The 26,039-nt window shown below is 65.6% G+C and carries 21 protein-coding genes; 17 read left to right on the top strand and 4 right to left on the bottom strand.

The genetic code is table 11. The features are described from left to right. Positions 1-54: 54 nt before the first annotated feature. Genes IEW58_RS04115 through rsmA form a run of 3 tightly spaced genes read left to right on the top strand, consistent with a single transcriptional unit; the run spans position 55 to position 3,252 of the window. The gene (locus IEW58_RS04115) at positions 55-1,443 is read left to right on the top strand and encodes a peptidylprolyl isomerase (protein ID WP_188643960.1); all 1,389 of its coding nucleotides are present in this window, start codon (positions 55-57) and stop codon (positions 1,441-1,443) included. Further along, positions 1,440-2,441 carry a 4-hydroxythreonine-4-phosphate dehydrogenase PdxA gene (gene pdxA / locus IEW58_RS04110; RefSeq protein WP_188643959.1) on the top strand — a complete coding sequence of 334 codons (1,002 nt, stop codon included), beginning with the start codon at positions 1,440-1,442 and terminating at the stop codon, positions 2,439-2,441. The genes IEW58_RS04115 and pdxA overlap by 4 nt, the downstream gene beginning before the upstream one ends. Then, positions 2,434-3,252, top strand: a complete 819-nt coding sequence (rsmA, locus tag IEW58_RS04105; protein ID WP_188643958.1) for a 16S rRNA (adenine(1518)-N(6)/adenine(1519)-N(6))-dimethyltransferase RsmA — start codon at positions 2,434-2,436, stop codon at positions 3,250-3,252. Before pdxA ends, rsmA begins: the two co-directional genes overlap by 8 nt. Here the strand turns inward: rsmA and IEW58_RS04100 are convergent. Continuing rightward, positions 3,249-5,348, bottom strand: coding sequence for a malate synthase G (locus IEW58_RS04100; RefSeq protein WP_188643957.1), 2,100 nt, complete (start codon positions 5,346-5,348; stop codon positions 3,249-3,251). The genes rsmA and IEW58_RS04100 overlap by 4 nt on opposite strands. A gap of 159 nt (positions 5,349-5,507) precedes the next feature. Here IEW58_RS04100 and IEW58_RS04095 point away from each other — a divergent pair, with 159 nt between their 5' ends. From IEW58_RS04095 to IEW58_RS04030, 14 genes are all read left to right on the top strand, one after another. Beyond that, positions 5,508-6,710, top strand: a complete 1,203-nt coding sequence (locus tag IEW58_RS04095; RefSeq protein ID WP_188643956.1) for a hydrolase — start codon at positions 5,508-5,510, stop codon at positions 6,708-6,710. After that, positions 6,707-7,723, top strand: coding sequence for an arginine N-succinyltransferase (gene astA, locus IEW58_RS04090; RefSeq protein ID WP_188643955.1), 1,017 nt, complete (start codon positions 6,707-6,709; stop codon positions 7,721-7,723). The genes IEW58_RS04095 and astA overlap by 4 nt, the downstream gene beginning before the upstream one ends. Then, positions 7,720-8,982, top strand: a complete 1,263-nt coding sequence (locus tag IEW58_RS04085; protein ID WP_188643954.1) for an N-succinylarginine dihydrolase — start codon at positions 7,720-7,722, stop codon at positions 8,980-8,982. The genes astA and IEW58_RS04085 overlap by 4 nt, the downstream gene beginning before the upstream one ends. Before the next feature lie 119 nt (positions 8,983-9,101). Then, positions 9,102-9,353, top strand: a complete 252-nt coding sequence (locus IEW58_RS04080; protein ID WP_188643953.1) for a hypothetical protein — start codon at positions 9,102-9,104, stop codon at positions 9,351-9,353. Between the two features lie 122 nt (positions 9,354-9,475). Further along, positions 9,476-9,817 (top strand): hypothetical protein, encoded by a 342-nt coding sequence (locus IEW58_RS04075; protein ID WP_188643952.1) that lies wholly within the window; start codon positions 9,476-9,478, stop codon positions 9,815-9,817. 46 nt (positions 9,818-9,863) lie between these two features. Beyond that, the gene (locus tag IEW58_RS04070) at positions 9,864-11,825 is read left to right on the top strand and encodes a putative bifunctional diguanylate cyclase/phosphodiesterase (protein ID WP_229658424.1); all 1,962 of its coding nucleotides are present in this window, start codon (positions 9,864-9,866) and stop codon (positions 11,823-11,825) included. 220 nt (positions 11,826-12,045) lie between these two features. Further along, positions 12,046-13,008 carry a malate dehydrogenase gene (gene mdh / locus IEW58_RS04065; protein WP_188643951.1) on the top strand — a complete coding sequence of 321 codons (963 nt, stop codon included), beginning with the start codon at positions 12,046-12,048 and terminating at the stop codon, positions 13,006-13,008. Further along, a complete protein-coding gene (gene sucD / locus IEW58_RS04060; protein ID WP_188643950.1) occupies positions 13,005-13,895 on the top strand; it encodes a succinate--CoA ligase subunit alpha in 891 nt (296 codons plus the stop codon). The genes mdh and sucD overlap by 4 nt, the downstream gene beginning before the upstream one ends. Before the next feature lie 76 nt (positions 13,896-13,971). After that, complete coding sequence (locus IEW58_RS04055; protein ID WP_188643949.1) at positions 13,972-16,797, top strand: 2-oxoglutarate dehydrogenase E1 component; 2,826 nt, start codon at positions 13,972-13,974, stop codon at positions 16,795-16,797. Positions 16,798-16,806: 9 nt separating this feature from the next. After that, entirely contained in the window at positions 16,807-18,105 is a 1,299-nt protein-coding gene (gene odhB, locus IEW58_RS04050; protein WP_188643948.1) for a 2-oxoglutarate dehydrogenase complex dihydrolipoyllysine-residue succinyltransferase, read from the top strand. Positions 18,106-18,118: 13 nt separating this feature from the next. Then, on the top strand, positions 18,119-19,516 hold the full coding sequence (gene lpdA, locus IEW58_RS04045; RefSeq protein ID WP_188643947.1) for a dihydrolipoyl dehydrogenase: 1,398 nt from the start codon (positions 18,119-18,121) through the stop codon (positions 19,514-19,516). Between the two features lie 58 nt (positions 19,517-19,574). Further along, the gene (locus IEW58_RS04040) at positions 19,575-20,903 is read left to right on the top strand and encodes an amidase family protein (protein WP_188643946.1); all 1,329 of its coding nucleotides are present in this window, start codon (positions 19,575-19,577) and stop codon (positions 20,901-20,903) included. Between the two features lie 19 nt (positions 20,904-20,922). Further along, a complete protein-coding gene (locus IEW58_RS04035; RefSeq protein ID WP_229658423.1) occupies positions 20,923-21,570 on the top strand; it encodes a PepSY domain-containing protein in 648 nt (215 codons plus the stop codon). Continuing rightward, positions 21,567-22,187 carry a trimeric intracellular cation channel family protein gene (locus IEW58_RS04030; protein WP_188643944.1) on the top strand — a complete coding sequence of 207 codons (621 nt, stop codon included), beginning with the start codon at positions 21,567-21,569 and terminating at the stop codon, positions 22,185-22,187. The genes IEW58_RS04035 and IEW58_RS04030 overlap by 4 nt, the downstream gene beginning before the upstream one ends. 3 nt (positions 22,188-22,190) lie before the next feature. On the opposite strand, the gene IEW58_RS04025 is transcribed toward IEW58_RS04030, so the two are convergent. The 3 genes from IEW58_RS04025 to IEW58_RS04015 all read right to left on the bottom strand — a co-directional run bounded on the left by IEW58_RS04025 (position 22,191) and on the right by IEW58_RS04015 (position 25,913). Continuing rightward, entirely contained in the window at positions 22,191-22,880 is a 690-nt protein-coding gene (locus IEW58_RS04025; RefSeq protein ID WP_188643943.1) for a hypothetical protein, read from the bottom strand. 118 nt (positions 22,881-22,998) lie between these two features. Continuing rightward, a complete protein-coding gene (locus IEW58_RS04020; RefSeq protein ID WP_188643942.1) occupies positions 22,999-23,559 on the bottom strand; it encodes a hypothetical protein in 561 nt (186 codons plus the stop codon). 128 nt (positions 23,560-23,687) lie between these two features. Next, positions 23,688-25,913, bottom strand: coding sequence for a prolyl oligopeptidase family serine peptidase (locus tag IEW58_RS04015; RefSeq protein WP_188643941.1), 2,226 nt, complete (start codon positions 25,911-25,913; stop codon positions 23,688-23,690). Between the last annotated feature and the right edge of the window lie 126 nt (positions 25,914-26,039).

Genomic DNA, 26,039 nt, shown 5'->3' with positions numbered 1-26,039 from the left:
TATCCGGCGCGCACTCAGCTTGGGTTCAGCCGTTTGGCGGCACCCGCGGGGCCGATGAAGGGCGCGCGATGTGCCTTGACCAAGACGGATGACAGCGTGATCGACAAGACCGTTTCCAGACTGCTTTGCGGCATCGCCGCGCTTTCGCTCGTAGTTTCGCCGGTTGCCGCCTCGGCCCAGGCCGCCGCGGCATCGAACGGCAACGCGCTCGACATTCCCGCAAACGTCACGATCCTGGGCAAGAGCGATCCCAATGTCCGCAAGCCCACGGCGGTCGTGAACGGGCAGATCATCACCGGCACCGACGTCGATCAGCGCGCGGCGCTGGTCGTTGCTGCGTCGAAGGGCAAGATCGAGGACGAGGAGATGCAGCGCCTGCGCACCCAGGTCCTGCGCAACCTTATCGACGAGACGCTGCAGATCCAGGAGGCGAAAGCTCAGGACATCGCGGTGACTCCGGCCGAAGTCGATCAGACCTACGCCCGCCTGGCGGCGCAGAATTTCGGCCAGAATGTCGATGCGATGGACGAGTACCTGGCGAAAATCGGCTCCTCGCCCGCTTCGCTCAAGCGCCAGATCCTGGGCGAGCTGTCGTGGCAGCGGCTGCTGCGCCGCAACGTCGCGCCGTTCGTCAACGTCTCGGCCGAGGAAGTGAACGAAATGATGGCCCGCCTCGAGGCGAGCCGCGGCACCGAGGAATACCGTCTCGGCGAAATCTGGCTGGCCGCAACCCCCGAGACGCGCGAACAGGTTCTCGCCAACCTCGGCAAGATCATCGAACAGCTCAAGCAGGGCGGCAGCTTCGTCGGCTACGCCCGCCAGTTTTCGCAGTCCTCGACTGCCGCTGCGGGCGGCGATCTCGGGTTCGTGCGGCTCGAAATGCTCCCGAGCGAGCTGGCGGTCGCCGCGCGCCAGATGCAGCCGGGTCAGCTCGTGGGTCCGATCGAGAACTCGGGCGGGTTTTCGATCCTCTACCTCATCGACAAGAAGGCCGTGCTGACCGCGGACCCGCGCGATGCGGTGCTCAGTCTCAAGCAGATCTCGCTCAAGTTCCCCGAAGGGCTCAGCGAGGCCGAGGCGAAGGCCAAGCTTGCCTCGTTCACGTCCGCCGTCAGCGCGATGCGCGGCTGCGGCGATGCGGAATCGGGCGCGGCCGCGATCGGCGCCGAAGTGGCGGCGAACGACGGGATCGTCCTGCGCTCGCTGCCCGAGCAACTCCAGCCGCTGTTGGCGGATCTGCAGGTCGGCCAGACCACCCCGCCGTTCGGATCGGCGCAGGACGGCGTGAGTGTGCTCATGCTGTGCGGCCGCGACGATCCGCAGACCTCGGGCGCGCCGAGTTTCGACGACCTGATGGCGCAGCTCGAAGACGACCGGGTCAACAAGCGGGCCCAGCGCTATCTTCGCGACCTGCGCAACGACGCGGTGATCGAGTACAATTGAAGCCGCTCGTCGTCTCGCTCGGCGATCCGGCGGGGGTAGGCCCCGAACTGGTCGCCGAAGCGTGGATTGCCCGGGATCGTGAAGCCCTGCCGCCGTTCGCGGTCGTCGGCGGCGTGCGCCTGCTGGCCTCCGCCGCCGCGGCTCGGGGACATGCCCTTCCCGTCGAGCCGGTAGCCTCCTTGGACGAAGTTGCCGATGCCTTCGGCCGCGCCCTGCCGGTGCTGGGCGATCTCGACGCGCCATGGCGTCCGGGGGAGCCCGACAAGGATGGCGCGGCGCTGGCGCTTGCCTCGCTGGAGCGGGCGACCGCTCTCGCGGTGTCGGGCGAGGCTGGCGGGCTCGTCACCGGCCCGATCGCCAAGTCCCTGCTGGGGGAAGTCGGCTTCCATTTTCCGGGACAGACCGAGTTCGTCGCCCACGCCTGCGGGATCGCGGCGCAGGACGCCGTCATGATGCTGGCCGGACCGCAGTTGCGGACGATCCCCCTCACCGTCCACCTCCCGCTGGCCCGGGTGCCGGGCCAGATCACGCTCGACCTGCTGGTTCGACGAGGCCGGATAGCTGCGGCGGCGCTGCAGCGAGACTTCGGCATTGCCGCCCCCCGGATCGCGGTGGCCGCCCTCAACCCCCATGCCGGAGAGGACGGGCGAATGGGCGACGAGGAAATCCGCATCATTGCGCCAGCCATCGCCGCGCTGCGCGGCGAAGGCATCGAGGCGACCGGGCCCTACCCCGCCGACGCCTTGTTCGCGCCCCGCGCACGGCGCGATTACGATGTTGCCTTGTGCATGTACCATGACCAGGCGCTGATCCCGCTCAAGGCGCTCGACTTCGACAGAGGGGTGAACGTGACCCTGGGCCTGCCGATCGTGCGGACCAGTGCGGATCATGGCACCGCGTTCGGCATCGCGGGCAGCGGCCAGGCCGACCCCGGCGCGACCATCGCCGCGATCCGCATGGCGGGCGAGTGCGCGGCGCGGCGGGCCAGCATTGCCTGACCTGCCGCCCTTGCGCGAAGTCGTGGCGCGCCACGGCCTGAGCGCCTCGAAGGCGCTCGGGCAGAACTTCCTGTTCGACGAGCAACTGCTCGATCGCATCGCTGCCATCCCTGGCGACCTCGCCGGGACCAGGGTGCTGGAGATCGGCCCCGGTCCTGGTGGCCTCACGCGAGGCCTGCTTCGCGCCGGCGCCGATGTCACCGCAATCGAAATGGATCGCCGCTGCCTGCCAGCCTTGGGCGAGCTGGAAGGCGCCTTTCCGGGTCGCCTGAGGGTCATCGAGGGCGATGCCTTGACGCTCGATCACGACAGCCTCATGGGTGGCCCCTATGCCGTGGTTGCCAACTTGCCCTACAATGTCGGCACGGCGCTGCTGGTTCGCTGGCTGGGCGGGCAGGAATGGCCGCCCCGGTGGACCAGCCTGACGCTCATGTTCCAGCAGGAAGTGGCCCAGCGCATCGTAGCGGAGCCGGGCAGCGACGCCTACGGAAGGTTGGCCGTCCTCGCGCAATGGCGCGCCGTGCCGCGCATCGCGCTCAAGGTGCACCGGAGCGCGTTCACCCCGCCGCCCAAGGTGATGAGCGCGATCGTCCACATCGTGCCCAGGGCGATGCCGCCAGGGGTGAATGCGCGCACGCTCGGGCGGGTGACCGAAGCGGCTTTCGGCCAGCGCCGCAAGATGCTGCGTCAGAGCCTAAAGGGCGTGCCCGGCGCGCTGGATGCCCTCGCCTCGCTCGGCATCGATCCGCAGCGCCGCGCCGAAACCCTCTCGGTCGAGGACTTCGTCGCGATCGCGCGGGAGCTTGGCTAGGCGGAGATTTCCTTCGCCTTCTGCCGCCATGCGTGCAGCAGCGGTTCGGTATAGCCCGAAGGCTGCTCGACGCCCCTGAACACCAGATCGCAAGCCGCGCTGAAAGCCGGTCCGTCCTCGTTTCCGACGAGCGGAACGTAGGCGGGATCGCCGGCATTCTGCGCGTCGACCTTCGCCGCCATGCGGCGGAGCGAATCCATTACCTGTTCGCGCGTGCACACGCCGTGAAGCAGCCAGTTGGCCATGTGCTGCGAGCTGATCCGCAGCGTCGCGCGGTCCTCCATCAGGCCGACGTCGTGAATGTCGGGGACCTTGGAGCAACCCACGCCCTGCTCGATCCAGCGGACGACGTAGCCGAGTAGACCCTGTGCGTTGTTGTCCAGTTCCTCGCGCACTTCTTCCTCGGACCAGTTGGTCCCGTGCGCGAGGGGAATCTTGAGCAGCTTGTCCAGACCCGGCGCTTCGCCAAGCTCCTTCTGCCGGGCGAACACGTCGAGCTGGTGGTAATGCAGCGCGTGGAGCGTCGCGGCCGTCGGGCTCGGCACCCAGGCGGTGTTCGCGCCTGCCTTCAAATGGACGATCTTCTGTTCGACCATGTCGCGCATCATGTCGGGCGCGGCCCACATGCCCTTGCCGATCTGGGCGCGGCCCGACAGCCCGTGGCGCAGGCCGATGGCCACGTTGCGCGCTTCGTACGCGGCGAGCCACGTGCTGCTCTTCATCTCCGCCTTGCGGGTCATCGGACCGGCCTGCATCGAGGTGTGGATCTCGTCGCCGGTGCGATCGAGAAACCCGGTGTTGATGAACACGATACGGTCACGCACCGCCTCGATGCACGCCGCCAGGTTGGCGCTGGTGCGGCGTTCCTCGTCCATCACGCCGACCTTGACCGTGTGCCGGGGCAGCTCGAGCAGGTCCTCAACCGCGTCGAACAAGTCGTTGGTAAACGCACACTCTTCCGGCCCGTGCTGCTTTGGCTTGACGATGTAGATGGAGCCTGCGCGGCTGTTGCGGTACCGGCCGAGGCCGGCAACGTCGTGCGCGCCGATTGCGCTCGTGATCACCGCGTCCATGATGCCTTCGGGGACTTCGGACCCGTCGGGCAGGATGATCGCGGGATTGGTCATCAGGTGGCCGACGTTCCGAACGAACAGAAGGCTGCGCCCGGGAAGTGAGACAGGCCCACCCTCGCCTTGGCAAGTCTTGTCGCCGGCCAGTCGCCGAGTGAGTGCGCGGCCGTTCTTCTCGAACGTGTCCTCCAGGTCGCCGCGGATGACACCGAGCCAGTTGCGGTAGGCAGCGACCTTGTCCGCCGCATCGACCGCGGCGATCGAGTCTTCGAGATCGACGATCGTGGTCAGCGCGCTTTCGAGCACGACATCCGCGATGCCCGCCGGATCGTCGCGCCCGACCGGATGCTCGCGATCGATGACAACTTCGATGTGCAGGCCATTGTTGCGGAACAACAATCCCTTTTCGGTCCGGCCGCGATATTGCGCTTCATCCGCGAGCAGGGGAACAGGCTCGCCGCGCAGGTCAGTCCAGCTCCCCTCGCGCAGGGGCAGCGCCTGATCGAGGAACCGGCGAGCTTCCGCGATCACCGCAGCGCCGCGGTCGGCGTCGTAGCCGCCCGGTCGTGCAGCCGGCGCATCGAGCGCGTCGGTGCCATAGAATGCATCGTAGAGGCTGCCCCAGCGCGCATTGGCCGCGTTGAGGAGGAACCGCGCGTTCAATACGGGAACGACAAGCTGGGGCCCGGCCATCGTCGCGATTTCCGGGTCGACATTTTCCGTCCCGATCGTGAACTCACCGGGTTCGGGCACCAGGTACCCGATCTCCTCAAGAAAGCGAACGTAGGCGAGCGCGTCGTGCGGTTGCCCCGCCCTTGACCGATGCCAGTCGTCGATCTGCGCCTGGAGTTCCTCGCGCCGCGCCAGCAAGGCGCGATTGCGAGGGGCGTAGTCCGCCAGCAACGCCGCGAAGCCCTGCCAGAAAGCCGCGCTGTCGTGGCCAAGCGGGGCCAACACCTCGCTGTCGACGAACTCCGCCAGTCCGTGATCGACCTGCAGCCCTGCCTTGTCCAGATACTCGCTCATCTTCCCTCGCACGATGCGGCAGCGCCAGAATCGGCGCAAACCTCGGTTTAGCCTGACATCCGGGGAGGAAGCGAGCGGCGCCTATGGCGAACGGCGTCGTGCAATGCAACATTCGGCAGGTTGCGCGGGAAAGCGCGGGGCGGCTAGGAGCGGTTGCAGATGAAACGAACGGCTGACCATATATCCGCCTCGATCGACCCGGAGGCGATGCTGGAGCAGGCCCGCGCGTGGAGCCTGATCAATACCGGGACCGGAAACCTCGCCGGCCTTTCGCACCAGGCTTCCGTGCTTGCCGAGGCTTTCGCATCGCTTCCGGGCGAGATCGAGCTGCATCAACCGGCCCCGGTCTCAACGATCGACACCGACGGGCGCGAGGTCGAGAAAGCGCATGGCCGGCACCTCGTGGTGCGGGTGCGCCCCGAAGCCGAGCGCCGGCTACTCCTGACGGGGCACATGGACACCGTGTTTCCCGCCGACCACCCGTTCCAGCACCAGACCTGGATCGACGACGAGACCCTGTGCGGTCCCGGTCTTGCCGACATGAAAGGCGGCATCGCCGTGATCCTCCACGCCCTGTTGGCGTTCGAGGCATCGGAGAGTGCGGGGAGGATCGGCTACGACGTCATGATCAATTCCGACGAGGAGACGGGATCGCTGTCTTCCTCCGCGCTGATCGACCGGCTCGCGCGCGGCAAGTATGCGGCGCTGACGTACGAGCCTTCCGCGCTGCCCGACGGCACGCTCGCTCATGCCCGTGGGGGGAGCGGGAATTACAGTCTCGTCGTGTCTGGCCGCGCGGCACACGCCGGGCGCAATCCCCGGGAAGGGCGCAACGCCATCGTGGCGGCGGCGGATTTCGCCGTCCGGGTCAAGGCGCTCGGCCATGAGGCACTCTCCGTGAACCCCGCCCGCATCGACGGCGGGTCGGCCAACAACGTCGTGCCCGATCACGCCGTGGTGCGTTTCAATATACGCCCGCGGACAAGTGAGGCTGCGGAATCATTCCAGCAATATCTCAATGACTTGATTGGCGAAGTCGCGAAGCGCCATGAAGTCACGCTATCGCTTCACGGCGGTATCACGCGTCCTCCGAAGCCGGTCGACGGCAGGGCGCAAAAGCTGTTCGACCTGGTGCAGGCCTGCGGCGCGGAGCTGGGCCAGCAGTTCGGCTGGCAGTCCTCTGGCGGCGTGTGCGATGGCAACAACATCGCCGCCTGCGGAGTGCCGGTGGTCGATACCATGGGCGTCCGGGGCGGCTCGATTCATTCTTCCGACGAGTACCTGGTCGTGCCCAGCCTAGCCGAGCGCGCATCGCTGTCGGCGCTCGTCCTCACCCGCCTTGCATCCGGAGACCTGACTTGACCTTCCGCCTGCGCGCCGCGCACCCCGGCGACCTTGAGCCGCTGTACGAAATGGCCAAGCTCACCGGCGGCGGGTTCACCAACCTTCCGGCCGATCGCAATGCGCTGGCCGGCAAGCTCGAGCGGGCGGAGGTCTCGTTCGCCCGCGACGAGGACAGTCTTGCCGATGAGCAGTTCGTCCTGGTCCTGGAAAACACCGCCACCGGGGATGTGCGGGGGACCTGCCAGCTGATGACGCAGGTCGGACAGCGCTGGCCGTTCTATTCCTATCGCCTCAACACGCTGACCCAGCATTCGCAGGAGCTGGAACGGACCGTGCGGGCCGATCTGCTGAGCCTCGTCACCGACCTCGAAGGCTCGAGTGAAGTGGGCGGCCTGTTCCTCCATCCCAACGAGCGGGCCGGTGGGCTCGGCCTGCTGCTCGCGCGGAGCCGCTACCTCTTCATCGCCATGCACCGCTCGCGTTTCGCCGACCGGATCCTCGCGGAGCTGCGCGGGATCATCGACGCGCGCGGCGGTTCGCCGTTCTGGGACGGGGTAGCCGGGCGCTTCTTCGGCATGACTTTCCAGGAAGCCGATTACTTCAACGCCATCAACGGCAACCAGTTTATCGCCGATCTCATGCCCAAGCACCCGGTCTACGTGGCCATGCTGGACGATGAGGCGCGCACCGCAATCGGCATGCCCCACCCGACCGGCCGTGCCGCGATGCGGATGCTGGAGGACGAGGGATTTCGGCACGACGGGTACGTCGACATCTTCGATGGCGGGCCAACCATGACGGCCCGCACCAATGACGTGAAGTCGATCCGGGAGGCGCGTCCTGCCCGGGTGGCATCCACCAATCTCGACCTTGGCGAGCGCGCGATAATCGCAACCGGTACGCTGGGTACATTCCGCTCTGCCTTCGGCATGCGCGACTTCCGGCCCGATGGCAGCATCGAAATCGACCGCATCTCCGCCGCAGCGCTGGGTATCTCTGAGGGCGACGAGGCCTGGAGCGTCGCCCGATGAGCGCAGGGGCTAACCTGGTCGAGATCAATTTCGACGGCATCGTCGGCCCCAGTCACAACTACGCCGGCCTGAGCCTCGGCAACCTCGCCGCGAGCGCCCATGCGGGCGATGTCAGCTACCCTCGCGCGGGGGCGCTCCAGGGCCTCGCCAAGATGCGGCACAACATGGCGCTCGGATTGCGCCAGGGCTTCTTCGTCCCGCTTCCCCGCCCGAACGGCGCTTTCCTCGACCGGCTGGGCGCGGACGCCAGCACTGACCCGGCCCTCACGGCGGCTTCATGGTCCGCGTCGTCGATGTGGACCGCCAACGCCGCCACTGTCAGTCCCCCTCCGGATACGAGCGACGGCCGCTGTCACCTGACGCCCGCCAATCTCGTCACGATGGCGCACCGGGCGCAGGAGTGGCCCGACACGGCGCGCCAGCTCGCCCTCGCCTTCGCGGACCGGACGAGCTTTGCTTTGCACGATCCGGTGCCGCCCAGCTTCGGGGACGAGGGGGCGGCCAACCACATGCGGCTGTGCGAACGTCACCAGGCCGCTGGCGTGGAAGTCTTCGTCTACGGCAGGAGCGGCGGCCCCTTCCCCGCGCGCCAGCACGAACAGGCGAGCCGGGCCGTCGCCCGGCTCCATGGCCTCGACCCGGCGCGCACCGTGTTCCTGGAGCAGAACCCCGCCGCGATCGCGGCCGGGGCTTTCCACAACGACGTCGTCGCCGTGGCCAACGAGCATGTCCTGTTCACGCATGAGGCCGCCTTCGCCAGCCAGGTAGCGGCTTACCAGGCGATCCGGGAGGTCTTCCCGGCGCTCGAGGTGGTGGAGGTGCCGGCCTCCGAAGTGTCGCTGGAAGATGCCGTGCAGAGCTACTTGTTCAATGCACAGCTCGTTACCCTGCCAGAGGGGGAAATGGCTCTGGTCGTGCCGAGCGAGTGCATGGAAAATTCTGCCGTCACGGCATGGTTGAAGAGCCTGTTGGCAAGCAACGGCCCCATCCGCCAGGTGCTGCCGGTCGACTTGCGGCAATCGATGGCGAACGGCGGTGGTCCCGCGTGCCTGCGGCTTCGCGTCGTCGCCGATCCCGCAACGGTCGATCCACGCTTCCTCCTGCACGATCGAGTCGCCGAGCGGATCGAGTCGGTGATCCGGAATTACTGGCCGTCCCAGATCGATCCGACTGACCTCGCCAGCCCAACCCTCGCGCGGAGCGTCACCGCCGCCCGGCTTGCCCTGCTCCAGACGCTTGATCTTCTCCAGCTGGGTTAACGCGCTGGACCCGCTGTCGCGGAGCTTTACACTTGGTCATGCATTAACTTCGCCAGGCACGCGATTCCGGCAATGGCACGGATATTGCTGGCACTGGCGTTAAGGAAAAGCGTGGACACATGTTGAGCAAGATCAAGCGCCTGTTTGTCATCAAGACGAAGTTCGAAGCGTGCCTGATCATCTACGCGCTTGGCCTCGGAGCGATCGAACGGGGCTCGGTCTATCTGCACCAATATCCGGGTTTTGGAGGGAAGCTGCTGTTCCTTGCAGCGACGGGCTCCGTTTTTCTCGGCGGCGCCAAGATCTTCGACTGCCTGCGCTTCGAGCGCGAGCGAAGCGAACGGCAGGCAGCTGCCGAACCGGCAACATAACCAGGATACGATTTCGGCAGGTGCGGTCAGGCTTGGTGAATCGTTCCGTAACCCTGTAGCCGAACCAAGCGTTAGCTGCCGCGGGTCTAACAGGCTGGGACCACCGCCGCAGGAAGTATTCGATGCCCGTCCGGTCGCAGCCAATTCGCTCGCAGCAACGTTCCGCAGCAGCCCGCACCTTCCAGCGGCCCAACTCGCCACCTGTGCCGGTTAACGATGACCTGCCTTCGGTAGATCGGGACATCGTGCTGCACGCGGCCCTGCACCATTTTGCCCGTCATGGGCTCGGCGCGGCGCATGCGGCCCTGATCGAAGCCGAGAAGGCGTTGGCTGCCGGTGACCTGCGCGTTGCACACCACTGGCAGCACATCTGCAGCACATTCGACCGGCGCCTCGCCGCAAGACTTCGCCGCCCGCTCGACGAGAGTGCGAAAACGCCCGCGCTTCGCGATTTCTCAAGGTAAGCACTGCGTTAACCGTCCAGTGACCTGTCCTGTCTAGAGCGGGCTAATGGCTGCTAATCATGCGATCCGCTGGATGCGGTTTCTGCACAGGCGGATTGTTCGCAAGGACGCGCTCAACGAGCGGGTCCGCCGGACGCTCGTGCGTTCGCTCTACACTCAACCCATCAGTCTCGCGATCGGCGTTGCGGTCGGCGTCCTTTCCGCTGCGGTCTCTGCCGTCCTGAGCGGCGCAGCCGTGCTGTACGCGGTGTGCGGAATGCTTGCGGTCATCGCGGCGGGCCGGCTGGTCATCGCGTTCGGCATCTGCGCCGACGATGCGGACGTCAGCACCACGAAGCTCGAGCGGCTCTATGCCACGGGTGCGGTCACTTATGCCCTGTTCCTGGGTATTTTCGCCGGACTGACCATCGTGCTTCATGCCGAGCCCGGCATCCAGGCGCTGATGCTCGTCAACGCCATCGCGTACGGCGTCGGAGTTTGCGCCCGCAATGCAGGCCGGCCTGCGATCGCGCTCGCTCAGTTGGCACTTGCGGCGCTGCCGCTGCTGGTGGCGGCACTGTGGGAAGGCTCCGTCGCCCATTTCGCGATGGCCGTCGCGATGACCCTGCTGATGGGGGCGATGTCGTCGATCGTCACTAACCTTTTCACGACCTTGCGAGGCGCGATCGGCGCCGCGGAGACGAGCGCGGAACTGGCGACCAAGATGCAGCTGCTCGCGCGGACCGATGTCGTCACGGGTCTTGCAAACCGCGCCGGCCTGAATCACGCGATGACGCAGAAGCTGGAGGCGGTCTCCCAGGACGAGCGGCTCGCGCTGTTCTGGCTCGATCTCGACCGCTTCAAGGAAGTGAACGACCTGCTCGGCCACCCGGTCGGGGACCGGGTCTTGACCGAGGTCGCCCACAGGCTCCGCGAAAGTGCCCCGGCAGATGCCTCGATGGCGCGTTTCGGCGGCGACGAGTTCATCATGTTCTGCAGCGTGGAAAGCAGGCTGGAGTGCGAACGGCTGGCTGCACGGGTCCTGGATACCGTCACCCGGCCGCTGCGGATCGACGAAACCCGCCTGGAGGTGCCGTGTTCGATGGGCATCGCGATCCTGCCAGAAGATGCGGACGACGCGGATTCGCTGATGCAGGCAGCTGACCTGGCGCTCTATCACGCAAAGGTAGGCGGCAAAAACCACAGCCGGTTCTTCGAGAAATCCATGAGCCGCAACCTGATGCGCCGGCGGGAGATCGAGGCCGAGCTGAGAGCGGCGATCCAGCGTGACGAGTTGTCGATTTTCTTCCAGCCGATCATCGACCTTGCGACCGGGCGCATCCGAACTTTCGAGGCGCTGGTGCGCTGGTTCCACCCGGAAAAGGGTGAACTGAGGCCCGACGAATTCATTCCGGTGGCAGAAGAGACGGGGGTTATCGTCACACTCGGCAACTGGATCACCGCACAGGCAGCGCGCGCCGCGGTCCACTGGCCGGAGGACGTGACCCTCGCCGTCAACCTTTCACCCATGCAGATCAGGGCGCCGGGCGCGGCGCTCGGCATACTCACGGCGCTGCGGGACGCCGGACTGGCCCCGTCCCGCCTCGAACTGGAAGTGACCGAGAGCCTGTTTCTCGATGATAACCAGTCCACCGCCAACTTCATCAACGAACTTTCTGCGGCGGGAATACGTTTCGCGCTGGACGATTTTGGCACGGGCTATTCGTCTCTCGGCTCGATCCACAAGTTCCCCTTCAGCAAGATCAAGGTCGATCGCAGTTTCGTGTCCGGCGCCAACGTAGGCCGCAAGAGCGAGGCGATCATCCGCGCGGTCGCCGAAATGGGCGCGCGGCTCGACATGGAAATCGTCGCCGAGGGACTGGAGACCGTCGATCAGGTGCGCGCGGTCCGGGCGACCGGCTGCACCCTTGGCCAAGGATACTATTTCAGCCGCGCAGTGCCCGATTACCTCGCGGCGATGTTGATCGCACAGGAGCGCGAGGGCGCACCGATGCGGGCAAGCGCCTGACCCGCCGCCAGCCTCACAGCGGGCCATCGAGCAGCGGCAGGCCTCGTCCTGCAATTGCGAACTATTTGCAAAGATAGTTTTGACTAAGCGGTCTATTGCCGGTTGCAATAGCCCCACCGCAAGCCTAGGTCCGCCTCGAATTCAGGCCGCCTCCGCCTGCGGGACGGGGTTGCGCGCCTTGTGATGGCCAGTCCCGCGCGACGGAAGGATTTGTTTCCCCATGGCCCGCAAGAAAATCGCGCTCGTCGGCGCGGGGATGATCGGTGGCACGCTCGCCCATCTCGCCGCGAAGAAGGAAATGGGCGACATCGTCCTGTTCGACATCGCCGACGGCATCCCCCAGGGCAAGGCGCTCGACCTCAGCCAGTGCGGTCCGATCGAAGGCTTCGACGCCAGCATCACCGGAACCAACGACTATGCCGACATTGCCGGCGCCGACGTGGTGATCGTCACCGCCGGCGTTCCTCGCAAGCCCGGCATGAGCCGCGACGACCTGCTCGGCATCAACCTCAAGGTGATGAAGTCGGTCGGCGAAGGCATCAAGACCCACGCGCCCGACGCGTTCGTAATCTGCATCACCAACCCGCTCGACGCGATGGTCTGGGCCCTGCGGGAGTTCTCCGGCCTTCCTCACAACAAGGTGGTCGGGATGGCCGGCGTGCTCGACAGCGCGCGCTTCGCGACGTTCCTGGCGTGGGAATTCGGCGTTTCGGTGCGCGACGTGAACGCGTTCGTCCTCGGCGGCCACGGCGACACGATGGTGCCCGTCACCAGCTACACCACGATCAGCGGCATCCCGGTCGATGACCTTGTCGCCATGGGCAAGTCAAGCAAGGAGCGCATGGACGAGATCGTCAAGCGCACCCGCGGCGGCGGCGGCGAGATCGTCGGCCTGCTCAAGACCGGCAGCGCATACTACGCCCCCGCCACCAGCGCGATCGCGATGGCCGAAGCCTACCTTGGCGACCAGAAGCGCATTCTTCCTGTCGCAGCCTATGTCGACGGCAAGTATGGCCTCAACGGCCTCTATGTGGGTGTCCCGGCGGTAATCGGCGCGAACGGCATCGAAGAGGTCGTCGAGATCAAGCTCAACGATGACGAGAAGGCGAACCTCAAGACTTCGACCGACGCGGTCGAGGAACTGCTGGTGGCCTGCAAGAACCTGGACGGAGACCTGGCATGAGCATTCTGGTCGACAAGAATACCAAGGTCATCACGCAGGGGATGACCGGCGAAACCGGTACCTTCCACACCCAGCAGGCGCTTGACTACGGCACCCAGATGGTCGCCGGCGTCACCCCCGGCAAGGGCGGGACGACGCACATCGGCCTGCCGGTCTATGACACGGTGCTCGAGGCCAAGAAGGCTACCGGCGCCACTGCCAGCTGCATCTACGTCCCGCCGCCGTTCGCAGCGGACTCGATCCTCGAGGCCATCGACGCCGAAGTCGAGCTGATCGTCTGCATCACCGAGGGCATCCCGGTGCTCGACATGGTGCGCGTGAAGCGCGCGCTCACGGGCAGCAAGAGCCGCCTGATCGGCCCCAACTGCCCCGGCGTCCTGACGCCGAACGAGTGCAAGATCGGCATCATGCCCGGCAGCATCTTCCAGAAGGGGAGCGTCGGCATCGTGAGTCGCTCGGGCACGCTGACCTACGAGGCGGTGCACCAGACCACCCAGGTCGGGCTTGGCCAGACCACCGCGGTCGGCATCGGCGGCGATCCGGTCAACGGAACCAACTTCATCGATGTGCTCGAGCTGTTCCTCAAGGACGACGAGACCAAGTCGATTGTCATGATCGGCGAGATCGGCGGCAGCGCGGAAGAAGAAGCCGCGCAGTTCCTTGCCGACGAAGCGAGGCGCGGACGCAAGAAGCCGGTCGTCGGCTTCATCGCCGGCCGCACGGCTCCTCCGGGGCGCCGGATGGGCCATGCCGGCGCGATCGTTTCGGGCGGCAAGGGCGGCGCGGAAGACAAGATCGCGGCGATGGAAGCCGCGGGCATTCGCGTATCCCCCTCCCCTTCCGAGCTTGGCACCACGCTCGACGCGCTGCTGAAGGAACTCGCCTGACGGCAGGACCGGCGCGTCTCCTCCCCGGGAGCGCCGGACCGGCCCGGGCATTACCTCACCGAAGGTAGGCACCCCGATGGGTAACGAAGCACACGATTTCTTGCCGGATGATCCCCAGCCGGGGCCGTCGTGGGACAACCCGCGCTGGCCCCTGGTGGGCGGCGAGAGCGAGGACGAGCTCACCCAGGCACTCGATCCCACCGCCATGACGCTCGCGGTCAAGGCGGCGGCGGCGAAGGCCGGCAAGGCGATGGACGAGAAGGCGGTGGAGCAGGCCGCCGGGGATTCGATCCGCGCGATGATGCTCGTGCGCACTTATCGGGTTCGCGGCCACCTTGCGGCCGAACTCGACCCGCTCGGCCTGAGCCATCGGGAGCTGCCCGCCGACCTGACGCCCGAATATCACGGCTTTACCGGATCCGCGCTCGAACGCCCGCTCTATGTCGGCGGGACGCTCGGGCTCGAGTGGACGACGATGGCCGAACTCGTGCGCATCCTGCGCAAGAATTACTGCGGCCATGTCGGCTTCGAATACATGCACATCGCCGACGTGGAGGAGCGCCGCTTCATCCAGGACCGCATCGAAGGGCCGGACAAGGTCATCACCTTCACGCCCGAGGGCAAGCGCGCAATCCTGTCCGCGGTTATCCGTGGTGAGCAGTACGAAAAGTTCCTCGGCAAGAAATACGTCGGCACCAAGCGCTTCGGGCTCGACGGCGGGGAATCGATGATCCCGGCGCTGGAAGCCGTGATCAAGTATGGCGGCCAGATGGGCGTGCGCGAGATCATCTACGGCATGGCCCACCGCGGCCGGCTGAACGTGCTCGCGAACGTGATGGCCAAGCCCTACCGCGTCATATTCCACGAGTTCTCGGGCGGCAGCGCCAACCCGGAAGACGTCGGCGGTTCGGGCGACGTGAAATATCACCTCGGCACCAGCACCGACCGTGAGTTCGACGGGATCACGGTTCACATGAGCCTCGTCCCCAACCCCAGCCACCTCGAGGCGGTCGATCCGGTCGTCCTCGGCAAGACGCGCGCCCAGCAGGCGGTGCGCGGCGATCTTGACGAGCACCAGCAGGTTCTGCCCGTGCTGATTCACGGCGATGCAGCCTTCGCCGGCCAGGGCATCGTGTGGGAGTGCCTCGGATTCTCCGGCGTGCGCGGCTACAACACCGGCGGCTGCATCCACTTCGTCATCAATAACCAGATCGGCTTCACCACCAGTCCGCAGTTTGCCCGATCCTCGCCCTACCCTTCCGACGTCGCGAAGGGCATCCAGGCTCCGATCCTGCACGTCAACGGCGACGACCCTGAGGCGGTGACATTCGCCTGCAAGCTGGCGATAGAATACCGCCAGCTGTTCAGGCGCGACATCGTGATCGACATGTGGTGCTACCGCCGCTTCGGTCACAACGAAGGCGACGAGCCGAGCTTCACGCAGCCGCTGATGTACGCAGCGATCCGCCAGCACCCGAAGGTCAGCGCCCTCTACGATGCGCGGCTGCAGAAGGAGGGCGTGGTCAAGCCCGGCGATGCCGACGCGATGTGCAACGAATTCGTCGAGCACCTCGAGACCGAGTTCGCCGGCGCGGCTGATTACAAGCCCAACGAGGCTGACTGGTTCGGCGGGCGCTGGGCCGGCCTGAACAGGCCGCTCGACCCGGAAGAAGCGCGCCGGAACGTCGATACCGCGATCCAGGGCAAGCTGTTCGACAGCCTCGGCCGCACGCTGACCACCGTCCCGGAAGGGTTGACAGTGCACAAGACGCTCGAGCGCGTGCTCGAAGCGAAGCGGACGATGTTCGCCAGTGGAGAAGGCTTCGACTGGGCGACTGCGGAGGCACTGGCGTTCGGCAGCCTGGTGACGGAAGGCTATGGGGTCCGCCTCTCGGGCCAGGACTCCGGGCGCGGCACCTTCAGCCAGCGTCACGCGGTGTGGATCGACCAAAAGGACGAGCACAAGTACATCCCGCTCACTCAGCTGCCGCACGGCAAGTTCGAGGTCTACGACAGCCCGCTGTCCGAGTACGGCGTGCTCGGCTTCGAATACGGGTTCGCGATGGCCGATCCCAAATCGCTGGTGCTGTGGGAAGCGCAGTTCGGCGATTTCGCCAACGGCGCGCAGATCATTATCGACCAGTTCATCGCTGCCGGCGAGGCCAAGTGGCTGCGCGCGAACGGTCTCGTGATGCTGCTGCCGCACGGTTACGAAGGCCAGGGACCGGAGCACTCCAGCGCAAGGCTGGAACGGTTCCTGCAATTGTGCGCCAACGACAACATGCAGGTGTGCAACATCACCGTGCCGGCCAACTATTTCCACGTATTGCGCCGCCAGATGCTGCGTCCGTTCCGCAAGCCGCTGATCATCATGACTCCGAAGAGCCTGTTGCGGCACCCGATGGCGAAAAGCGCGGTGGGCGAATTCACCGGCCAGAGCCACTTCCGGCGCATCGTCAGCGACACCGCCGAGATTGCCGATGCGAAGATCCGCCGCCTCGTCCTGTGCAGCGGCAAGGTCGCGTACGACCTGATCGCGCGGCGCGACGAAGCGGGACTGGACGATGTGTCGGTCGTGCGCGTCGAGCAGCTTTATCCCTTCCCCGGAGAGGCATTGACCGTGCGCCTGCAGCGCATGACCGGTCTGCAGGAAGTCGTCTGGTGCCAGGAGGAGCCGAAGAACAACGGCGCCTGGTTCTTCGTCGAAAGCCACATCGAGGCCGCATTGGGCCGTGCCGGCAAGAACGGCATGCGCCCGGTCTATGCCGGCCGCGAGGCTGCCGCGTCGCCCGCCACCGGCTTCGCCAAGCGCCACGAAGAACAGCAGCGCGCGCTGGTCGCGCAAGCGCTCGGGCTCCCGTCCGAGGTCCCGACACAGACTGCCGCCAAGAAACCCGCCTGAGGAAAGCAGATGTCCAAGCAAGTCATGGTCCCCACGCTGGGCGAATCGGTCACCGAGGCCACCATCGGCGAGTGGCTCAAGAACCCCGGCGACCCGGTGAATGTCGACGAGCCGATCGTCAGCCTGGAAACCGACAAGGTCGCGGTTGAAGTCCCCAGCCCGGTCGCCGGCGTCATGGGCGCGCATGCGGTCGAAGTTGGCGCCACGGTCGAGGTCGGCGCGTTGCTTGCGACGATCGAGGACGACGTGGCCGCAGGCGAGAACACCGATGTCGAGCCGCGGGAAGAGTCGCCCGCGCAAAAGCAAGCCGCCCCGGCTTCGGACGGACAAGGTGCGCGTGCGGACGATGGAACGCTGGAAGACGCCGCTCCTGCCCAGGCAAAGATACACGATCCCGAAGCGACCCAGACGATGTCGCCAGCCGTGCGCCGCGCGGTACTGGAGCACGGCGTGGATCCAACGCGGATCAAGGGCACCGGCAAGGACGGGCGGCTGACCAAGGAGGACGTTCTCGCCGCCGCCGAGAACAAGAAAGCTCCATCGAGCGCTGAGGCTCCTGCCCCGGCGCCCGCTGCCACTGCGGCTACCCAGGCCCCCGCTCAGGGCGATCGCCGAGAGGAACGCGTCAAGATGACGCGCATGAGGCAGACCATCGCGAGGCGGCTCAAGAGCGCGCAGGAAACGGCTGCACTGCTGACGACTTTCAACGATGTCGACATGACCGCAGTCATCGAAGCGCGTGAGAAGTTCAAGGACACTTTCGCCAAGAAGCACGACATCAAGCTCGGTTTCATGAGCTTCTTCGCCAAGGCCGCCTGCCTCGCGCTCAAGGACCTGCCGAGCGTCAACGCGCAGATCGACGGTGATGAAATCGTCTATTTCGATTACGTCGACATCTCGGTCGCGGTCAGCGCGCCGAACGGCCTTGTCGTGCCGGTGGTGCGCGATGCCGACAGCAAGTCGTTCGCCCAGATCGAGAAGGACATCGCCGATTTCGGCCGCCGCGCCAAGGACGGCACTCTGACGATGGAAGACATGAAGGGCGGCACCTTCACCATTTCCAACGGCGGCGTGTTCGGCGGGCTCATGAGCACGCCGATCATCAATCCGCCGCAGAGCGCGGTGCTCGGCCTGCACCGGATCGAGGATCGCCCCGTCGTGCGCGACGGCCAGATCGTGATCCGGCCCATGATGTACATTGCGTTGTCCTACGACCATCGCCTGGTCGACGGTCGTGAGGCAGTGACGGCGCTGAAGACGATCAAGGAAGCGATCGAAGACCCGATGCGGATGCTGATCGATCTCTGAGGAACAGGTTACAATGGCTGAATACGACTACGACGTCCTCATCATCGGTGCCGGTCCCGGGGGCTACGTGGCCGCGATCCGCGCCGCGCAGCTCGGGCTGAAGACCGCTTGTGTCGAAAGCCGGGAAACCTTGGGCGGTACGTGCCTCAATGTCGGGTGTATTCCGTCGAAGGCGATGCTTCACGCGAGCGAGTACTACGACGCGGCGAAGAACGGCATGATGGCGAAGATGGGCGTCGTCGTTGAACCCAGTCTCGATCTCGAACAAATGCACGCCCAGCGTCTCGACGCGGTCAAGCAACTGACCGGCGGCATCGCGTTTCTGTTCAAGAAGAACAAGGTCGACTGGAAGAAGGGCCGCGCCTCCTTTGTGGATGCGCACACCGTGGACGTGGACGGTGAGCAGATCACAGCGAAGAACGTCATCATCGCTACCGGATCCTCCGTCACCCCGCTCAATGGCGTGGAAGTGGACAACGAGAAGCAGGTGGTCGTCGACAGCACCGGCGCACTGGAACTGCGCAAGGTGCCCGAAAAGATGGTCGTCATCGGCGGCGGCGTGATCGGTCTGGAGCTCGGCTCGGTCTGGCGGCGCCTCGGTGCCGAAGTCACCATCGTCGAATTCCTCGACCAGCTCTTGCCGGGCATGGACATGGACGTGCGCAAGGAAGCGGCCAAGATTTTCAAGAAGCAGGGCATGAACCTCATGCTCTCGACCAAGGTCACTGGCTGCACCGTCGATGGCGAGCGCGCCACGTTGACCATCGAGCCAGCGGCGGGTGGTGATGGCCAGACACTGGAGGCCGATTGCGTCCTGGTGTCGATCGGCCGGCGGCCGAACACCGAGGGCCTCGGCCTCGAGAACATCGGCCTGGAAGTGAACAAGCGCGGCCAGATCGAGACCGATCACGACTTCCGCACCAGCGTCGACGGCGTATGGGCGATCGGCGACGTCATCCCCGGCCCGATGCTGGCGCACAAGGCAGAGGATGAAGGCATCGCCTGCGCCGAGAACGTCGCCGGCCAGACCGGCATCGTGAACCACGCGGTGATCCCGGGCGTGGTCTATACCTGGCCGGAGATGGCCGGCGTGGGCCTGACCGAAGAAGAGGCGAAGGCCAAGGGAGAGATCAAGGTCGGCAAGTTCCCCATGCTCGCCAACAGCCGCGCGAAGACGAACCACGAGCCCGAAGGCTTCGTGAAGGTCATCTCCGACGCCTCGACCGACCGGGTGCTGGGAGTATGGTGCATCGCCAGCGTCGCGGGCACGATGATCGCGGAGGCCGCGCTGGCGATGGAGTTCGGCGCGACCAGCGAGGACATCGCTTACACCTGTCACGCGCATCCCACGCACAGCGAAGCGCTCAAGGAAGCGGCGATGGGCGTCCAGGGCAAGCCGATCCATATTTGACGCTCCCATTTGACGCACGGGCATCGTGCGCGCATCCCTGCGCCAAAGGGAGAGCCGCATGATTCCGAAACTGACCGAAGAGCCCGGCGCGATCGAGACCGCGGCGCAAATCCGCTCGGGCGCAATGTCGCCGCTCGAGGCGGTGGACGCCTGCATCAAGCGCATCGAGGCGCTCGACGGCCCACTGAATGCCGTGGTGGTCCGCGATTTTGACCGCGCGCGCGATGCTGCTCGGGCACTTGAAGGCCAGGACGCCGAAGACAGGCCCCTGTTCGGTGTGCCGATGACGGTGAAGGAAAGCTTCAACGTCGCCGGCCTGCCGACAACGTTCGGGCATCTGCAGTTCAAGGACTACATCGTGAACAGCGACGCGCGGGTGGTCGAACTGCTCAGGGAGGCAGGCGCGATCATAGTCGGCAAGACCAACGTCCCGCCCGATCTCGCCGACCTGCAGTCCAACAATCCGGTGTACGGGCGCACCAACAACCCGTTCGACCATTCGCGCGTCTCTGGCGGATCGTCCGGCGGCTCGGCCGTCGCGCTGGCCAGCGGCATGGTGCCCGCCGAATACGGCAGCGACATAGGCAGTTCGATCCGCAACCCGGCCCATTTCAATGGCATCTTCGGGCACAAGACAACCTTCGGGCTCGTCAGCCGCCGGGGACATGCGCATCCGATGACTGGCGGGCGCGAGGTGCACGACGGCCCGTTGTCGGTCGTGGGTCCGCTCGCCCGTTCTGCCGAGGACCTCGCTCTCCTGCTGGAGGTGACTGCGGACAAGCCAATGCCGCGGCGAACGAGGACGCTGAAGGAAATGCGCTTTCTGGCCATTCTCGACCACCCGGTCAGCGAGGTCGACGCCTCCGTGCGTGATCCGATCGAAGCGGCGCTGGGAGCAGTCGAGCAGGCGGGAGCCAAGGTCGATCGTAGCAGCGACCTGATCCCCGATCTCGCGGAACAGCACGCCAATTACATGCGATTGCTCAACGCCGCGATGGCGCGCGGACGGCCCGGGCCCGATGGCCAGAGCATGAACCTGGCGGACTATTACCTCCTTCTCGATATCCAGGCACGCAATCGCTACGCGTGGGCGGACTTGTTCGAAGAGTACGATTTCGTGCTCGCCCCGCCCCTCCCCTTCGTCGCCTATGCGCATGACGACACTCCGATCCGCGACCGGCGCATCACCATTAACGGCAAAGACAGCCCCTTTGCGAACGCCCTGGCCTGGGCCGGGCTGGCGACGTTTCCTGACCTGCCCTCCACCGTTGTGCCAGTCGGAGAAAGCGGCGGGTTGCCATGCGGGATGCAAGTGATGGGGCGCGAGTGGAGCGACCTTGACTGCATCGCGGCCGCGGGAGCAATCGGCGAATTGCTCGGCGCCTGAAATGGCCCGGCAGCGGTGGATGACGCGGTTTGCGCGCTGGCACATCTGGCTTGCGTGGCTGACTGCCATCCCGGTTCTCATCTGGACCGTAAGCGGCCTGGTGATGGTCGCGCGCCCCATCGAGACTGTGCGCGGGCAGGACTTGAGGATTGAGGAGCGGGCCTTGCCGTTGCCCGGCACCACGGACGTGAGCGAAGTCAGGACGTTCATGGATCGAGGCCGTGCCATCGCCCTCGTGACCCATTTCGACGGGAAGGTTTCACGGGTCGACGCAGCGACAGGAACGGTCCTTCCATCGATCGATGCCGCCAAAGCGCGCGAACTGGTCGCAAGCTCGATCCGGGGAGGCGAGCGGGTAGAAAGCGTCCGGGCGTTTTCTGCCGATGAAGCACCGCTCGAACTGCGCGAACCGATTGCGACCTGGCTTGTCAGCCTGGCCGACGGAACGCATGTCTACGTCAACCGCGACACCGGCGAGATCGAAGCGGTGCGAACGTCCTGGTGGCGCTTCTATGATTTGATGTGGGGCCTCCACATCATGGACCTGCAGACCCGCGAGGACAGCCACAACGCCTTCGTGGTGGTGTTCGGCTTTCTGGCGCTGATCGGCGCGGTTCTCGGCACAATCCTGATGTTCCGGCGGCGCAGGGCCAGGGTGGTGGCATGACGCCCGCCGTCCTTCCGCCCGCGCTGGATCTCATCGGGACGGCGATCTTCGCGCTCACGGGCGCGCTCCTCGCGGCGCGCTTGCGACAGACTTTCGTGACGATGAGCTTTTTTGCCCTCGTCACCGGGGTCGGCGGCGGCTCCTTGCGCGACATGCTGCTGGGCGCTCCGGCATTCTGGCTGCACAACCCCTGGGTAGCGCAGGTCATTTTCGCCACCGCGCTCATCGCTTGGTTCACCCCCCGCAAGTGGTGGGAAGGAGAATTGCTCGAGTGGGCCGATGCGGCCGGCCTTGCCGCCTTCGCCGTCCTCGGGACCGCAAAGGCGCTCGCCTATGGAGTGGCGCCAGTGCCTGCCGCCGTGCTGGGTGTGGTCACCGGCTGCGCGGGGGGTGTGGCCCGGGATGTCATCGCGGGTGTGCCCTCGATCATCATGCGCCCGGAACTCTATGTGACGGCGGCCGCGTTCTCAGCGGCCATCACGGTGGCCGGCTCGCTCGCCAACCTGGCTGATGCCATCACCTGGGGAGCGGCATGGGCTGGCGGTTTCGCCCTTCGCGGCGCTGCCATCCGCTTTCATCTCGCGCTGCCCGCCTATCGCGAGCAGCGCGAAGACTGAGCCTCAATTGCCAGAGGCGGATTCGCCGTAATAAACGTCCCCGTCGGGCGCATCTCCCGGGACGGAACCGCCGGGGTATGCAGGCGAAGCGTTGCCATCCTGGGCCCGGCGGGCCGCGGCGTAGCTGTCGTCATCCCACTGCCGGTCGTCAAAAGCGCCCCGCGCGCCGTAGTCGACCGTCTCGACCCGCCCATCGTTGCCGATCGAGCAGGTGAAGTCCTGCCCGTTGGCCAAGCGCCCCGTCACTCGCCAACCGGTCGCGGTGCGGTCCGCGCCTTCGATGGTATCGAGTCGCCCATTGCGTTCGACCTCCCGCGCGCACATGTCCACTGCCCGGTCGATACCGCGGCTGTCGCCATAGCGCGAATCGAGCGGCCGGTTGCGGTAATCGTACCGATCGTCTGGATAGGGATAGCGCTCCGGATACCGGTAATCGCCGCGCCGGTTGTCCCGCGTCGCCGCGCTGGCGATTGCGGCGATCGTCCCAAGGACCAGCACGCCGGCCACCACGTCTCCCGCATCGACCCGGTCGCGCCGGTGCCAGCGGTGATCCTGGGCGTTTACCGCGTTCGTGCCATAAATACCCGATGCAGTCGGTACACTCGTGCGCGGAAAATCTGCAGCAGCCAGCGGCGCCGCAGTCATGGAGGCTACCGCGGCGATGGCGGCGGCGTTGGCGAAGCGAAAGAACATGACCGGCGGATCCCTAATCCAGGTCGCGCGGCCCAGCGCCGCATGATGCCAAAAAAATAGGCGGTCCAGGCTTGCAACAGCCTGAACCGCCTGTCGTGCCTCTGCGGCGTCTTGGCGCTTAGCGGTAACCGCGCAGGCCGCTGAAATCGAGGTCCACCACCCGTCCATACTGGACATCGCAGGTGAAACGGCCCTGATCGTAGTTGCGGCCATTGTAGCGGTAATTGTAGTCACGGCCCCAGCCGCGGCCGCGTTCGTTGACGATGACCGTCCCCTTCACGCGGTAGCCGTAGCGGTTGCGGTCGATATCGCGGATGTCGGTCACCCGCGCGCCGCGGGCGCTGCGCTGGGCGGCATTGACGCACTGCTGAACCGCCTGGCGCGAATTGCCGTAGCGGTTGTAGTTGTAGCCGTACCGGTCGCCGTAGCGATCGTCGTAACGGCCGCCGCCGTAGTACGGCCCGCCATACGTGCCGTTATAGCCGTAGTCGTTGTAGCGGTCCTTGCCGATCGAACTGGCAACAGCAGCAATGCCGCCGATCACCAGCGCGCCAGCGATAATGTCACCGGCGTCGATGCCGTCGTCATGACGGTCGCGAGCCATCGCGGGAGTGGCTGAAGCCAGAGCCATCGCGCCAGCCGCGACGGTTCCGACCAGGGCTTTGGAAATGGTCTTCATGGCTTACCTCACAGGTTGGGCGAGAAGTCTCTCTCGCCTTGGACCACCGTAGTAGGCGATTCGCCGTGAGGTGCTCCTGAATTGCCGTGACAGCTTTCGTTAAGGTAAGTTACCAGCTTCCTGAACAACTATTCCCCCATGATCGGCTCGGCATCGCCAGGGGGCGGCGGCAATTTCAGGCCCGTCCATTTGCCCAGGAAGGTGAGCACATCCGCCCCTTCCTCGATCGCCTTGTCAGTCGGCTTGCCGCTTCCATGTCCGGCGCGGGTCTCCACCCGGATCAGATGGGGCTTATCGCCCGCGTCGGCCGCCTGGAGAGCTGCGGCATATTTGAAGCTGTGGCCGGGCACCACGCGGTCGTCGGTGTCGGCGGTGGTCACGAGGACCGCCGGGTAATCCACTCCGGAGCGAATGTTGTGATATGGAGAGTACTTACGCAGGACCTTGAAATCGGCTTCGACGCTTGGCTTCCCGTAATCGTCCACCCAGTAACGGCCCGCGGTCCAGCGATCGAACCGCAGCATGTCCATCACCCCGACAGCGGCATGCGCGGCATCGACCAAGTCCGGCCGCTGGTTGACCACAGCGCCGACCAGCAACCCGCCGTTTGAACCGCCTTCGATCGCGAGGCCCTTCGCTGTCGTCACCCCGTTTGTCTTGAGCCACTCTCCCGCGGCGGCGAAATCGTCGAACACGTTCTGCTTGTTGGCGAGCCTGCCGGCGTCGTGCCATTCCTTGCCGTATTCACCGCCGCCGCGAATGTTCGCGAGCGCAAACGCGCCGCCGGCTTCCATCCAGGCCATGCGCGTTGCCGAAAATCCCGGCGTCAGCGACACATCGAACCCGCCGTAGCCATAAAGCAATGTCGGCGCCGGGCCCTTGAGATCCTTGCGCTTGGCGATGAACATCGGGATCTTCGTCCCGTCCTTCGAAGGATAAAACACCTGCTCGACCGTGTAGCGAGCGGGATCGAAGGTCAGCTTGGGCGTCGCGAACGGAGTGCTTTGACCGCTGGCCAGATCGAGCCGATAGATCGTGCTCGGACGATTGAAGCTCGAGAACGAATAGAACGTCTCCGGATCACCCGGGCGGCCGTTGAAGCCAGCCGCGGTGCCCAGGCCATCGAGCGCGATCTTGCGCTGGGGTTTGCCATCGAGAGCGAAGACTTCCGCCTGGCTCGTCGCGTCCTTGAGATAAGTGACGATCAGCTTGTCGCCCACGATGGAGGCGCCGTTGATCGGCTCGGGCCGCTCAGGCACCACCGTCGTCCACTCGGGCTTTTCAGCTGCCAGGTCCACTTTGACGATGCGGTAGCGCGGCGCGCGGGCGTTGGTCATGAACCATGCCGTGGTGCCGATCGTCTCGACTGGGAACCACGCATTATCGAATCCGGTGACGAGAGGGCGGGAGGCCCACCCCAGCTTTTCGCGCTGCGATAGGTCGATCACCTGCACTTCGTTGCGGGCATCGGTGCCAATGGTGCTGGTGACAAAGCCCCAGCGTCCGTCGTCCGACACGCTCATGCCGTGGCCATACTCGCGGTGGTCGGGGGTGGAAAACACCAGCTGGTCATCAGACTGCGGGGCGCCCAGCTTGTGGTAGTAGATGGCCTGGTTGTAATTGAGCGCCTGGAAATCCTTGCCCTGCTCGGGCTCCGGAAAACGCGAATAGAGGAAGCCTTCCTCGCCCACCCAGGCGAGTCCGGTAAACTTCGCCCAACGGATTTCGTCACCGGTTTCCTGGCCGGTGGTCACGTCGAGAACCCTGAAGATGCGCCAGTCGGTTCCGCCGTCCTGGACGCTGTAGAGGAGGTACTTGCCTTGCGGCGATGGAGCCCAGTCGCTCAGTGCAGTGGCGCCGTCCTCGGCCCATGTATTCGGGTCGATGAGGATCCGGCGGGCACCTTCGAGACCCTCCTGCACATAGAGCGGGCTCTGGTTTTGCAGGCCCGAGTTGCCAGTGTAAAAGTAGCGAGTGCCCTTCTTTACCGGGATGCCGAAGCGCTCGTAGTCCATCAACTCCGCAATGCGCTGCTTGAACCATTCGCGACCCGGTAACGTGGCTAGATACCCTTCGGTGACATTGTTCTGATCCGTCACCCACTCGGCAACCTTGGGGTCGCTGCGCACGTCGTTCTCAAGCCACCGATAGGGATCGGCGATCGCCTCGCCGAACAACGTTTCGACCGTGTCGCCCCGCTCGGTGTTGGGATAGGCCGGCTTGGCGGGATCGACCGCGGTGGTGGACATGTGTTCTCCGGTAGGATGATGGCCGGTCACGGACTGCGCGAAAGCCGGTGCGGCGAGGACGAGTGCGGAAACGGCGCCGGCAAGCGCGGTGGGGCGGAGGATCATGCTGAAGCTTCCCTGGAATCGATCACACCACTCTACCCAAGGCGCCCGCCCCATCAACCGCTCTGACCCGCGCAGGCAAAAGAAAAGGGCCGGAGGATTGCCCCCGGCCCTTCGTTTTCGATTGGT

This window comes from Tsuneonella deserti, assembly GCF_014644315.1.
Taxonomy (GTDB): domain Bacteria; phylum Pseudomonadota; class Alphaproteobacteria; order Sphingomonadales; family Sphingomonadaceae; genus Tsuneonella; species Tsuneonella deserti.
Note: the sequence above shows the minus strand (reverse complement) of the source record. Positions and strands in the feature narration are given on the sequence as shown.